Source organism: Streptomyces sp. NPDC088124, assembly GCF_040685895.1.
Lineage (GTDB): Bacteria > Actinomycetota > Actinomycetes > Streptomycetales > Streptomycetaceae > Streptomyces.
In genome coordinates this window covers 20810-33573 of record NZ_JBFBJB010000084.1, presented here as the reverse complement: position 1 = coordinate 33573, position 12764 = coordinate 20810, and the positions used below count along the sequence as shown (strand labels likewise).

At 69.3% G+C, this 12764-nt stretch carries 12 protein-coding genes and 3 pseudogenes; 8 read left to right on the top strand and 7 right to left on the bottom strand.

The annotated features are described in order from the left end of the window. Positions 1-109: 109 nt before the first annotated feature. The gene (locus AB0P17_RS40055; protein WP_365819449.1) at positions 110-979 is read right to left on the bottom strand and encodes a helix-turn-helix domain-containing protein; all 870 of its coding nucleotides are present in this window, start codon (positions 977-979) and stop codon (positions 110-112) included. Between the two features lie 257 nt (positions 980-1236). Between AB0P17_RS40055 and AB0P17_RS40050 the strand changes: the two genes are divergently transcribed. After that, positions 1237-2871 carry an IS200/IS605 family accessory protein TnpB-related protein gene (locus AB0P17_RS40050; RefSeq protein WP_365819447.1) on the top strand — a complete coding sequence of 545 codons (1635 nt, stop codon included), beginning with the start codon at positions 1237-1239 and terminating at the stop codon, positions 2869-2871. 74 nt (positions 2872-2945) lie between these two features. Next, on the top strand, positions 2946-3644 hold the full coding sequence (locus tag AB0P17_RS40045) for an SDR family NAD(P)-dependent oxidoreductase (protein ID WP_365819445.1): 699 nt from the start codon (positions 2946-2948) through the stop codon (positions 3642-3644). 70 nt (positions 3645-3714) lie between these two features. On the opposite strand, the gene AB0P17_RS40040 is transcribed toward AB0P17_RS40045, so the two are convergent. After that, positions 3715-4131: a GNAT family N-acetyltransferase gene (locus tag AB0P17_RS40040; RefSeq protein ID WP_365819443.1), complete on the bottom strand. Its 417-nt coding sequence runs from the start codon at positions 4129-4131 to the stop codon at positions 3715-3717. Positions 4132-4179: 48 nt separating this feature from the next. After that, positions 4180-4626: an ATP-binding protein gene (locus tag AB0P17_RS40035; RefSeq protein ID WP_365819441.1), complete on the bottom strand. Its 447-nt coding sequence runs from the start codon at positions 4624-4626 to the stop codon at positions 4180-4182. Between the two features lie 266 nt (positions 4627-4892). Here AB0P17_RS40035 and AB0P17_RS40030 point away from each other — a divergent pair, with 266 nt between their 5' ends. The 3 genes and pseudogenes from AB0P17_RS40030 to AB0P17_RS40020 form a co-directional block, all read left to right on the top strand. After that, positions 4893-5777, top strand: a complete 885-nt coding sequence (locus tag AB0P17_RS40030) for a helix-turn-helix transcriptional regulator (RefSeq protein ID WP_365819457.1) — start codon at positions 4893-4895, stop codon at positions 5775-5777. A 2-nt stretch (positions 5778-5779) separates the two neighbouring features. Further along, positions 5780-5965, top strand: a complete 186-nt coding sequence (locus AB0P17_RS40025) for a DUF397 domain-containing protein (RefSeq protein WP_365819455.1) — start codon at positions 5780-5782, stop codon at positions 5963-5965. A gap of 6 nt (positions 5966-5971) precedes the next feature. Then, positions 5972-6139 (top strand): annotated as a pseudogene (locus AB0P17_RS40020) (DUF397 domain-containing protein); the annotation flags it as partial. Here the strand turns inward: AB0P17_RS40020 and AB0P17_RS40015 are convergent. After that, positions 6137-6256 (bottom strand): annotated as a pseudogene (locus AB0P17_RS40015) (EamA family transporter); the annotation flags it as partial. The pseudogenes AB0P17_RS40020 and AB0P17_RS40015 sit on opposite strands and share 3 nt — an antisense overlap. 120 nt (positions 6257-6376) lie before the next feature. Then, positions 6377-6820 (bottom strand): nuclear transport factor 2 family protein, encoded by a 444-nt coding sequence (locus tag AB0P17_RS40010; RefSeq protein ID WP_365819439.1) that lies wholly within the window; start codon positions 6818-6820, stop codon positions 6377-6379. Between the two features lie 189 nt (positions 6821-7009). Between AB0P17_RS40010 and AB0P17_RS40005 the strand changes: the two are divergent. After that, positions 7010-7075, top strand: a pseudogene (locus AB0P17_RS40005) (hypothetical protein); the annotation flags it as partial. 209 nt (positions 7076-7284) lie between these two features. Here the strand turns inward: AB0P17_RS40005 and AB0P17_RS40000 are convergent. After that, the gene (locus tag AB0P17_RS40000) at positions 7285-8205 is read right to left on the bottom strand and encodes an AraC family transcriptional regulator (RefSeq protein WP_365819437.1); all 921 of its coding nucleotides are present in this window, start codon (positions 8203-8205) and stop codon (positions 7285-7287) included. Positions 8206-8528: 323 nt separating this feature from the next. On the opposite strand from AB0P17_RS40000, the gene AB0P17_RS39995 reads away from it, so the two are divergent. After that, positions 8529-9455, top strand: a complete 927-nt coding sequence (locus AB0P17_RS39995; protein WP_365819435.1) for a hypothetical protein — start codon at positions 8529-8531, stop codon at positions 9453-9455. Between the two features lie 142 nt (positions 9456-9597). After that, positions 9598-11811 carry an NACHT domain-containing protein gene (locus AB0P17_RS39990; protein ID WP_365819433.1) on the top strand — a complete coding sequence of 738 codons (2214 nt, stop codon included), beginning with the start codon at positions 9598-9600 and terminating at the stop codon, positions 11809-11811. A gap of 54 nt (positions 11812-11865) precedes the next feature. On the opposite strand, the gene AB0P17_RS39985 is transcribed toward AB0P17_RS39990, so the two are convergent. After that, the gene (locus AB0P17_RS39985) at positions 11866-12717 is read right to left on the bottom strand and encodes a DMT family transporter (protein WP_365819431.1); all 852 of its coding nucleotides are present in this window, start codon (positions 12715-12717) and stop codon (positions 11866-11868) included. Between the last annotated feature and the right edge of the window lie 47 nt (positions 12718-12764).

The following is a 12764-nucleotide window of genomic DNA, read 5'->3' as shown; positions in this document are numbered from 1 at the left end:
ACGCCACCAGGCAACAGCCCGACGCAGCCACTACCGACGACGGTCCACCGACGAACCCGCTGGATAGATCACGAAACCGCACTGGAGTACTAGGCCCAGTGCTGGTGATTTAGGCCGTGTGTGGCGCGACCGGTGGGCCGGCGACGGCGGTGAGCCGGAGCTTGGTCTCGTCCGCACTGCCGGGCACGGCGGTCATGACGACGATCTTGAGCTCGGAGTCGCCGTCGGTCAGGACGTCACAGTCCACCCTGATCGGGCCCACCGACGGGTGGTGGATCGTCTTGTGGTCCTCTCGGTGGGAGGCCACCCCTCCGGTCGCCCACAGCGCGGCGAACCTCTCGCTGCCCGCGTTCAGCTCGCGGATCAGCACGGCCAGGCGGCTGTCCCGGGGGAAGCGGCCGGTGGCGCGGCGCAGGTCGGAGACGACCGCGACGTCGGTGGCGTCGGGGTCCGCCTCGGTCACGGGCCACCGCGCGAGGCGGGCGGGGCCGGCGTCCACCGGGAACCTGTCGCGGGCGAAGTTACGCAGCCGGGGCGGCGCGGCGGCGGGGTCGCCCAGCAGGGCGGCCCAGCCGCGGTTCCACCTCACCAGCTGCCAGTCCGCCGCGAACACGGCGACCGCCACGTCCCCGAGGCGGGCGAGCAGGCGCTGCATGCCGGGCGGCAGATGGTCGGAGATCGTGCCGTCCGCCGGCGGTACGAGCCGGGCCAGCCGGTACAGGTGGTCCCGTTCGGCGGTGGACAGCTGCAGGGCGCGCGCCAGGGACGCCGCCACCGACGCGGAGGGCGTCGTGGCCCGCCCCTGTTCGAGGCGTACGACATAGTCCACCGACACCCCGGCCAGGTCGGCCAGTTCCTCGCGGCGCAGCCCGGCAGCCCGGCGCCCGCGGGCCACCGGCAGCCCGGCGGCCGACGGGGGCAACCGCTCCCGCCACGTGCGGAGCATCGCGTCCAGTCCGGTTCCGGGTGTCGCCGCCATGGCCTCCATCCTCCCGCATCCCGCCGCGTGCGCGCGGGCGCGAGGGGTTGGAGTTGCTGCCGGATAAGTGAGTTCTGGGATGTATGAGTGTGTGGGAGTGGGTCCGGGTTGTGTGGTGGGTCCTCGTACCGCTCGGGTGGGGGGATGTTATGGGGCTGGTTGGGTGACTTCTGCTTCGGTGGTTCGTTGTCCTGTTCGACACGGGTTGCCGGTGCCGTTTCGGACGCCGGACCGGGGCTGTGGAGGGGGTGGGGTGGATGGCGGAGCTTCGGGTACTGGCCGCGCCGTTCGTCGTTCCCGGCCCTTCCGGTGTCGCGGTGCGTACCCGGCTGCGGTTGTCGCGTGTCGAGGAGCGGGTGCTGGGTGAGGTGGGTGGGTGGCTGGGGGCGTTGGCGTCGGGTGATCTGGCGGTCCGCTGCCGTGACGGTCTGGACCACGACGCGGAACGCTGGGCGGTACGCAAGCGGGCGTTGACGGAACGGTCGTCGTCGCGGTGGGCCGGGAGTATCACCAAAGCCACCCATGACCAGTGGGGGCTGGCGCGCCGGGGCCTGGCCGCGCATATCCGTGGTCTGGAGGCGGGGATCGCGGCGGTCCGTCACCGCCTGTCCCTGCCGGTCGGTGAGAAGGGCACCGGGCGTGCGCCGGGTGGGTACCGCTCCCGGCGTGAGTGGCACGCCATGTCCCGCCGCCTGACGGTGCTGGAGGCGCGGCACGCGCGGGCGGTGGCGGACTGGCGTGCGGGCCGGGTGCGGGTGGTGCGGGGTGGTAAGCGTCTGGCGAACGCCCGTCACCATCTCCCGGAGGCGCGGCTGACGGAGGTGGAGTGGCGGCGTCGGTGGGTGGCGGCGCGCTTGTTCCTGTCGGCGGACGGTGAGTCGGGCAAGCGGTACGGGAACGAGACGATCCGTATCACCCCCGAAGGACAGCTCTCCCTCAGACTCCCCGCGCCCCTGGCTCACCTCGCCAACGCTCCGCACGGCCGGTTCGTCCTTGAGCGGCCGGTGGTGTTCGCGTATCGGGGTGGGGAGTGGGCCGACCGGATCGCCGGGAACCGGGCCGTCGCCTACACCCTGCACCACGACACCGACCGTAATCGCTGGTACGTCACCGCCGCCTGGCAGCGCAAGCCCGTACCGCTCCTGCCGCTGGGGGCGGCGCTCACGGCCGGATGTGTCGGGGTGGACATGAACGACGACCACCTGGCCACCTGGCACCTCGATGTCCACGGCAACCCCGTCGGCGAACCCCACCGCTTCTCCTACGACCTGGCCGGGAATGCCGCTCACCGGGACGCGCAGATCCGCCACGCGCTCACCCGCCTCCTGCACTGGGCCCGCCGGTGCGGGGTGAAGGCGATCGCGGTCGAGGACCTGGACTTCGACGCGGAGAAGACCCGCGAGAAACACGGCCGCCGCAAGCGCTTCCGGCGGCTGGTCTCCCGCTTCCCCACCAGCAGGCTCCGGGCCCGCCTGGTGTCCATGGCCGCCGAACACGACCTCACGATCGTCGCGGTCGACCCGGCCTACACCTCCCGGTGGGGTGCCCAGCACTGGCGGAAACCACTGACCACCCCACGACGCAGGACCACCCGGCACGATGCGGCGAGCATCGCGATCGGACGGCGCGCCCAGGGACATCCGGTCCGGCGACGGACGGCACCGCCCCGTAACGACCGGAGTGATCGTTACGGGCATCGGACCGTCCAGGCCCCACCGGGTGTCCCCGGGCGTGAGGAACCCCGCCCCCGTATACCCGGACCACGGACACGATCCGCGCCGCCCGGACACGGAGCGAACGCGGGCAACCAGAACGCCCAACACCGTTCGGGACGTTCGGCTGAGCACGAGCAGGAGTACTGGCAACAGGACTCACTCCCACTCAGTCTCTAGGAACGGTGGTACCGGTCTTCCTACCGTCGAAGCGTCCCTGGTCCGCCTCCATGACCGGGGCCAGTATCGAACGTATGACCATTACCTTCATCACCGGAGCCAACAAGGGTCTCGGCCGCGAGACCGCCCGTCGCCTGATCGAGCGCGGCCACACCGTGATCCTGGGAGCGCGCGACCGCGAGCAGGGCGAGGAGGCCGCCGACGCGCTCGGCGCACGCCACGTCCTCATCGACGTGACCGACGACGCGTCCGTGGCCGCCGCGGCCGCGGACGTCGCCGGGCGCGAGGGCAGGATCGACGTTCTGATCAACAACGCCGGTGTCCACGGCCCCGTCGGCGACCCCGGCGACCTCACCGCCGCCGACGCCCTCGCCGTCCTCGACGTCAACCTCATCGGCGTCGTCCGCACCACCACCGCGTTCCTGCCGCTGCTGCGCCGCTCGGACGACCCCGTGATCGTCAACGTCAGCAGCGGCATGGGATCCCTGGCCTTCACCCACGACCCCGGCCGGCCCGAGTCGCATGTCGTCGTGCCGCTGTACACCTCCTCGAAGGCGGCGCTGACGATGCTGACCACGCAGTACGCCAAGGGCCTCAAGGACATCCGCGTCAACGCCGCCGACCCCGGCTACACGGCGACCGACCTCAACGGTCACAGCGGCCCCCAGACCGTCACCGAGGGCACGGACGCGATCGTCACCCTCGCCACCGAGGGACCCGGCGCGGGAACCGGCCGCTTCGTCGACCGCCACGGCGAGATCGCCTGGTCCTGACACCGGTCGTACCGCGGGTGCCGCGCGGCCGGCGGACAGGCCGCCTCGGAAGCGGTTCCGGCACGTTCCCCTACGGCAGATCGAACGTCCAGGTGAGCGCGACCTGCCCCGCTTCCGGGACGCCGCCGGCGCGCCGGTACGTCGCCAGCGCCGCCGGGTTGTCCTCGTCCGTGGCGGTCCACAGGCCGTAGCAGCCCCGCTCCCGCGACAGATCCGCGAGCGCCGACACCAGCGCCCGGCCGACACCCCGCCCGCGGAACGGCTCGTCCACGCCCAGCTCGTACAGGAACATCTCGGTCCCCTTGTCCGGATGGGTCATCTCCACCCCGGTGACCATCCCCGCCGGGGCGCCGTCCACGTAGGCGATCAGGAGGTGATGGCGCTCATCGGCCAGGAACCGTTCGGTCGCCTCCGGGACCGGTGGGGTGTCGAAGAGGTGTCCGGCGGCGTGGACCGCCTCGGCCTGCGCGATGCGACGGATCTCCATGCGGGGATCCTGACAGGTTCCGGCGTCGGGGAACCAAGGCGCGGTCGTTCACCACGTCCACAGTTCGCACCACACGGTCTTGCCGACGGTGCGGGGCGTGACGCCCCAGCGGTCCGCGACCTGCTCCACGATGAGCAGCCCCCGCCCGAAGCACTCCTCGTCGACGGCGACCCGCGTCCTCGGCATCCGTTCGCTGCGCGGGTCGCTGACCTCGATACGGAGCATCGTGGCACTGAGCGCCAGCCGTACCCGGAACAACCGGTCGCGCAGACAGCCGTGCAGCAGGGCGTTGGTACCGAGTTCGCTCACGAGCAGCGCCGCCGACCAGGCCAGCTCCGGCCGCCCCCACTCGGTGAGCAGGCGGCCCGCACGGTGCCGGGCCATGCTCACACTGCCGGCGACGGGGGTGTGGTCGAGCGAGTCCCTCTGAAGGACGGCCCCGAACTCCGGCCCGAACTCCGGCTCGGGAAGCGGTACTTCCTGGGCTGCGGTCATGAACGCGCACCTCCGTGTGCGGTCGGGATCTGCCCGTACGGGGTGCGCGTGGCGGTGGCGATGCCGTCCCCCTGCATGCCGGTTCCGGCGCAGGGCAGGGCGGTGCACTTCCACCAAGTGGCTCCGCAGTGCGAGCGGTTGCGTACTGAACGTAGCGGCCGGATTGGTGGCCGGACAACTGCACGGGACGAATTCTCCCCGGAAGTGTGATTGCTGAGCGTCGCGCGACTGTTGCAGACTGTGCTGACGCGAGGAGGGGATGCGTGATGGCGAACCGGCACGTGAAGGCGGGAAATCGGGTATCGACGGTCCTGGCACGCCAGTTGGGCGGCCAGTTACTCGCCTTCAGAGAGGCCGTCGGCCTCAACCAGTCGGAAGCGGCCGAAGTGCTCAGCGCTCACACGGCCAAGGTCGCGAAGATGGAGCGGGGCTGGGTGCCCTTCCGGGATCCGGACATCATCGCGTTGTGCAAGCTGTACGGGGTTGAGGACAACGAGGTCGTCACCGGCCTGCTGGGGCTGGCCAAGCTCGATCGCGAGCGCCGCCGGACGAAGGGCTGGTGGGTCAGTTGTGCGGGCGGAAATCTTCGCGAGTACATCGCCATGGAGGATGCGGCGCTCCGCGTGCGCCTCTGGCAACTGTCCCTCATCCCAGGGTTGTTCCAGACTCCCGAGTACATCCGTGCCTCGGTGGTGGCCGGGATCTCGGTCGATGACATGGACCGAATCGAGGAAGTTGTCGATGTCCGGCGGAGACGTCAGGCGCGTCTGCATGGTGAACGTCCCCTTCACGTACACGCGGTGATCTGGGAAGCGGCGCTCCGCCAGCTCATGGGTGGGCCGCAGGTGATGGCACGCCAGCTCGCGCGCTTGTGTGAGCTGGCCGAACTGCCTCATGTCCGTATTCAAGTGCTGCCCTTCCGGACAGGTGGATACCCTGGCATGGGAGGGCCCTTCAACATGCTGTCCTTCGCGGAAGAAGGCGCGATGGACGTGGTGCACATGGACGGTCTCCACTCCACGGACTGGGTCGAAGGCGTGGAGGACAGTGCGGCATACGGGAACCTGTTCAGGCACCTCTGCGCGATCAGCCTGTCGCCCTACGACTCCGTGCGCCTCATCCAAGACATCGGCAAGGGAATGAACGAGTGAGTGTGTCCGGCTTCAGGTTCACGAAGTCCAGTTACAGCAACCCGAGTGGCGAGTGTGTCGAGATTGCCCGGAACGTATCCGGCACTGTCGCCGTACGCGACTCCAAGCGCCGCACCGGACCGGTTCTCCGCATCACCTCGATGGCCTGGGATGCCTTCCAGGCAGACGTCGTCCGGGAGGAGCCGTAGCGCCCCGTGCAGCCCTTCGAGTTCGTCAAGTCCAGCTACAGCGGTGGAAATGCCGGGCAGGAGTGCATAGAAGTCGCCCTCAACGTCCCGACCGTCGTCGCCGTCCGCGACTCCAAGGACCCCGCCGGCCCCGTACTCCATGTCACCCCCGCCGTCTGGGCCGCGTTCGCGTCAGCCCGCGTGCAGCATCAGCCCGATGCCGGCCACCATCAGCGCCGCCGCCACGATTCTCGGCGCCCCGAAGCGTTCCTGGAAGAACACCGTTCCGATGACCGCGCCCACCAGGATCGATGTGAAGCCGCGTTCATGCAGTATTGAATCTCGCAGGTCAGAGGCCCTGCGCGGTGTGTGATGGGCGTCGGCGCTTGCTGGCGCTGCGTTCGGAGTGTCCTGCCCCGCCCCAGCGGCGCTTCACCAATTCTCCGCCTCGAATGCCTGGGCGACAGCCAGGCTGTCTTCGTAGACATGGTGCCGGGTGACAAGGCCGTCTTCGACAGTTAGATGCAGAGCGAACCGAGCGTGATACGCACGTCCGGTGGGCCGGGCGGTCTGACGGATCTCGCCGAGCACGACCGCGTCGATACCGTCGATGAGGATGTGCTCGACCTCAGTGGCCACATACTCTGGCACGTGGTATTCGGCAAGCTCGCGATAGTGGGCAGCCGCGTCGGCCCGGGTGGAGCGGTGACGGATCCACGGCGTGGCAGTACGGCCGTGCTCGGCCTCCGGCCAGTCGAGCTTCCAATCGCCCTGCTCGGCATACAGCTCGGCGATGCGCTCGGGGTCGCCCTCGCCGATTCTGCGCAGCAACTCCTCAACTACAGTGCGTGTGTTCGTTGGTGCGGCTATGGACATAACTGACCTCTCCGTCCTGATCCGCGTCCTCCGACGCGGAGAGATCATCAATCCTGCCCGCGCGGGCGCGCCGAGACGATTACTTCTGAAGTAAGGCAAGCGCATCGCCATGAACCGCCCCGGGTTCGGTAGAGCGGCCGTGGCGGCCCGATCGGGGCCCGCCTGGCTGCCTGGCGCCGCCACCGGGAATTGACGCGGGACGACCTTGCTTCCCGCACCGGTCTGGAGTGCGATTACCTCGCCGGGCTGGAGACGGGCCGGGAGTGGGTGGACCGCCGCCTTTGGCCGGAAGTCGCGGACCTGACCGGGCAGCCCTACCCGCCGCGCGGGGAGGAGCACGCGGCGGTGCGGGCCGCCGCCTTCCACCTGCGGCGCCAGTCTGCTTCGTCGGCCCCCGGGGGACCCTCCTCCGGGCCCTGCGTGACCGGCTGCGCTCCTCGACGGCACTGCGGATGGCCGGCGGGTCACATGGGCTGGGGGCCTGCGTGCCGCATCTCGCGGGGGGATATCCCGAAGCGCCGCCGGAATGCCGTGCTGAGCGCGCTCGCGGAGGAGAAGCCCGACGCGTACGCCAGCTCGGTGATCGTCATATGCCGGTACACGGGTGCCCGCAGCCGGTCCCGTACCAACCGCAGCCGCTCCTCGCCGATCAGCTCGCGGGGGGTCGTCCCCGCATGATGCAGGGCCAGTTGCACCTGGCGGAGCGACCAGCCCAGCGCCTGCGCCATGGTGGTGCCGGTCATGTCAGGGTCGGCCGCGTGTTCGCGGATGTACCGGCGGACCACAGCCTCCACTTCGTCCAGATGGCCCGGGGCGGTGGGGCGGTCATCGCCTGCGGCGAGCATGCACAGCAGCTCGACCAGACGGTCCGACACCGCGTCGAACCGGCCGCCGGTGAGGGTGTCGCGCTCCTCGTGCAGACCGGTCAGCATGTCGCCCACCACCCGGCCCAGACCGGAGGTCAGATCCAGGCCTGCGGTGAGCGGTGACGACCGGTTCAATCGAGTGTTCACCTCCCGGGCGGGGATCGACATGATGAGCGCCCGCAAGGAGGCGTCCTGCAGCATCTCGAACGGTGCGGCGAACGTGAGAAAGCACCCGGCCCCTGGCGTCAGCCGCACCTCCTGGTCCCCTTGCCGCAGCACCAGTTCCCCGGCGACCGGTAGCAGAAAGCGGTAGTCCTCGCCCGGGTCGTGCCGCACCTGGCTCGCGGTCCGGGCGTACTTGATCGTGTCCGACCAGAACATGGAGAGCTGATAGATGTCAGTGCGCTGGCAGATGATTCCCGCACGAAAGTCGTCGGTGGGCGGGTACCCGTAGTCCATCCGGCCTTGATACGACGTCACATGCTCGCTCCAGAAGTCGGTGCGCTCACGCCACGTCATGTCCCCGGTTGTCAACGAATCCACAACGTAAGTTCCCAAGGCCATCGAAGTCTCCCTTCGCCGCAGCTTTTTCGCCGGGTATATCCAGAGTCGGTTCCCGCGCTCACGGCATCAAGCGTTGCATGCTGTGAGAACTTCTGTACGCGCAGGCACAATTTTCGGTGCGCCATCCAGTCCTAAGGTCGGAGGCCGGATCCGCCGAGCGCCAGGCAAGGCGGGTTCTGGTCCCCAGCACGGCTGAGAGCCGGAGCGGACCCACGACCGTCCCTCTGGGGGGCGCATGGGCCTTGTCCAGAGACCCAAGAACCTGACTGAGGATCATCATGGCGAGCGACAACCTGATTCAGAACCTGCGTGAGCGGCACAGGACATCCCGTGCCGCCCCCAGCGGTCGAGTGGCCCGAAGGGCTCTGGGGCTGACGATGGCCTTAGGGGTTACGGGCGCAAGCATCGGAGTTTTCGGAGCCGGTCCCGCAGCCGCGGACTCGGTATCGCGCAAACTGCGGTACACATGCTCGGCTTCGGTGATCCACTGGTCGGGCACGGTGAATTTCATCCCGAATGTCCCGAAGTTGGCTGTGGTCGGCACGCCCACCCCGAAATTCGTCATCCGTGTGGAGGTTCCGGTGACCGCGGCTGACGCGAGGGAGCTGCGCAACTTCGGTGTCAAGACCATCAAGGGCACCGTGAAAGCGAAGGTCCGCGTGTCGGCGCCGGAGGGCGACACTCACCGCACAGTGCCGTTCCATGTGGCCAGGACCGACGTCCCGGCGTCCGGACCGTTCGTGATCAAGGCGACCGGCGACGCGCCGAAGCTCACCTTCAGCCGACCGGGCCCGGCGAATATCACCGTCGGTGACCTGATCGCGAACGTCTCCGTGGGTGGCGCCGTCAACCTCACAGTCGAAGTGCCATGCAAGCTGGACGGTGGGCAGAACAACACCGTGGCATCGTTCGACATCACTGAAACAAGAACGACGACCAAGCCGTCCCCCTCCAAGGCGCCTGATACGGCCACCTCCGGCACCACTGGGTCGCAGAGCCCGAGCGAAGGCGTGCGGGCGGGGGCGCCCACGGAGGACTCGGCCGGCTCAGCCGGCAGCCCGGCTACGACTGCCGGCCCCTCCGGCAGTCTGGCTACGACGGGCAGCCAGGGCGTCACGAGTCTGATCCCGCTGGCTACGGGAACTGCCGCCTTGGGCACCCTTGTCGCGGCCGCCGCTTTTCGATTCCGCCGACGCAGCGGGTGACCAGGGCGAACCCTGAAATCCCCGAACCGGCGGACCTTCTCGGGGCCGGGCGCCCCGAGAAGGTCGGGGTGTTGGTGACAACGGCCCCTTGGACACCGTTACGGCGTTCGGTTTCAACGAGGACAACGGTGAGGGTGGGCACATGAGGACGGCACGTCAGCCGTGGTGGACATGGCCGGCGCTGGCGGTGGCGGCCGTGGGGGTGGCGGGCGCCCTAGCTGTTCGGGCGGGAACCGGGGAGGTGGACCCAGGCGGGTTGGCGGTCGGGCTGTTCGGCCTGATGCTCACGATGGTGGGCATGCACCAGGCGAACCGCCCCCACCTCCCGCAGGACATCGACACCGCCGGACTCACCAAGCTGCTCGCCGACCACATCAGGAAGCGCGAAAGAGAAGCCCGCCAGAGCCTCCTCGGCGGCAGCGACCGCACCATCGACGTCGAGTTCACCCTCCTGCCCTCCCCCGCCCACCACGCCACAGGCGCAGAACTCCAGGGCACATTGGAGGAGGCCGCTGCCTACTACCGTGATCTTCAGCCCGGCCGCCTCGTCATCACCGGCGCGCCCGGAGCCGGCAAGACCGTACTCGCCCTCCATCTCATGCTGCGCCTCCTCGCCGCCCGGGAGCCGGGTGACCCCGTTCCTGTACGCCTCTCGTTATCCACCTTCGACCCCAGCCGGAACACGCTGGAGGACTGGCTCGCCGAGCATCTCACCCGTACCTACCGCCTGCACCCCACCGAGGCAGTCGCCCTCGTCACCGGCCGACTGGTCATCCCCGTGCTTGACGGGCTCGACGAAATGGATGTCGATGGGACTCCCGAGTACGGCTCTCGCGCTGCAGCTGCTTTGGCGGCCATGAACACCTACGGAGACGGAGACGGCACCGCCAAGGGCCGGCTTGTCCTCACCTGCCGCAGTACCCGCTACGCGCAGCTCGAAGCTGAGGGGCTGTGGGCGCAGGACGCCGCCCGTATCGACATTGACCCCGTCAGCCTGGCCGGGACCATGGCGTTCATCACCGCCCGCGCCTGCAACCCGGCCCGCTGGGACCCCGTCCTGAACGTCCTCCGGGCCGCCCCGACCGGTCCACTGGCTCTGGGCCTGTCCACACCCTGGCGGCTGACCATAGCTCTCGCCGTCTACGACGAACGTCGCCTCGACAACGGTAGGTGGGTCCGTGATCCCGCAGACCTCCTCGCGGCCACCCTGCAAACCCCCGAGCAGATCCGGGATCATCTGCTGAATCTGTTCATCTCCGCCGCTTCCTCGGCGGACGGCACGACAGGGCCCTACACCCAGCTGCAGGTTCGCACCTGGCTGACAGTCCTCGCCCGCTACCTGCATGCCAACAACACCATCAGCGCCGGCGAAGTGGCCGGACGGCGTTTGTCGGGCACCGATCTCGTACTCCACGAACTGTGGCCGCTCACCGGCCGCCGCCGGGCCCGCACCGTCCACGTCCTCCTGGTCATCGCGGTGTGGGCGACCGCTGACCTGCCTGCCGCCCTGCTCGACTCCTGGAATGTGTATGCAACGAATGTGGCACTCATGGTGGTGGCCAGTCTTCTCATAGGAATCCCTCCCTGGCCCGTACCGTCTCGGCTGGAACGAGTATCCAGAACCCCTGCTGGAAGACGCCAGTTCGTGAACGGGCTGGTGGGCGGGGTTCTCTGGGGGGTGTTCGCAGTCGTGGTCGACATGGGGAATGTTGTCGGGCCGGCGATCGGGATCGCATACGGATTGGTAGTAGGGCTCGTTGGCGGAGCGATGGTCGGATTCGGGCTGGCGGGCGTGCTCTCGGACGTACCCGAAGTTCGCAGGTCATACGGGAACGCGTCGCCGCGCGGCATGGTGCGGGACGACCTGGTGACCGGGTTCGCGATCGGCCTCGTGGTCGGGCTTCTGTTCGTCCCTTTCTATTGGTTCGCCCTGGGCCCCGCGCTCGCGCCCGGGGCAGTACCCATCTACATGCTCCTGTTCGGTCTCGGCGGCGGGCGCGTGCTCGCACTCCTCTACCACCGCCTGTTCAGAGAGGGTTACCGGAGCACGCTCGACTCGCTGTTCAGGCCCTGGCGTGCGTTCGGCCCCCTGTTGAGGACCGGCGCGGGCCCCGCCCTCGGCGCCGCAGGTGTCCGCTACATGGCCTTCCTCCTCTGCACCCGCCCCTGGTGGTCCGACCAGCCACTGCCCTGGCGCCTCGGACGTTTCCTCGACTGGTGCTGCCATGTAGGTCTGACGCGCACCGCCGGGATCGCCTACCAGTTCCGCCACCGGGAGCTCCAGGACTTCCTCACCCGCTGCCACCCCCACCACGACCCGCCGAACCCAATGGGCTCTCCCAGTAACCAATCATGAGGTTGTGTAATCGTTCGCTGCGCCGGCGATCTTGAGTGCCCTGCGCCGATTGCGTCAGCCCGCGTGCAGCATCAGGCCGATGCCGGCCACCATCAGCGCCGCCGCCACGATTCTCGGCGCCCCGAAGCGCTCCTTGAAGAACACCGTTCCGATGACCGCGCCCACGATGATCGAGGACTCCCGCAGCGCTGAGACCGGGCCCAGCGGCGCGCGGGTCTGGGCCCAGAGGACCAGGCTGTACGCGAGCATCGAGAGGGCCGCGCCGAGCAGGCCCAGGCGGGCGTGCGGGCGGAGTTGAGGGAGGAGGCGGCCCCGGCGGGCGCAGAGCGCGTAGGCCGGGATCAGGAGGCCTTGGAGGATCAGCAGCCAGGCGATGTAGCCTATCGGTGAGCCCGCGCTGCGTACGCCCACCCCGTCCACGACCGTGTACGCGGCGATCGACAGGTCCGTCGCCAGCGCGGCCAGCAGCGCCGGCCACTGGCGCGCCGTACGAGGGCCCCGTATGCCCCACAGCGCCACCCCCGTCAGCCCCGCCGAGGCGACCGCGACGCCCGCCGTCTGCCACGCGTCCATCGTCTCGCCGACGAGGACGACGGCCGCGACCGTCACCGCCAGCGGGGCCGTGCCGCGCGCGATCGGGTACATCTGGCCGAAGTCCCCGAGCGTGAACGAGCGCATGAGCAGGGCCATGTAGCCGACGTGGAGCAGTGCGGAGACGATCAGATACGGCCACGCCGCCGCGTCCGGCAGAGGGACGAAGCAGGCGACGACCGCGCTGAGGACCGCCGAGCCCCCGCAGATCAGAGTGAAGGCGACGAGCTGGTCCTTGATCGTGTGCGCGATCGCGTTCCACGTGGCGTGCGTCAGCGCGGCGACCAGGACCGCGGCCACGACGAGCGGGGTCACGTCTCGGGCCCCGGGGGCCGGGCTACGGGTGTGGTGCCGGGGGTGGT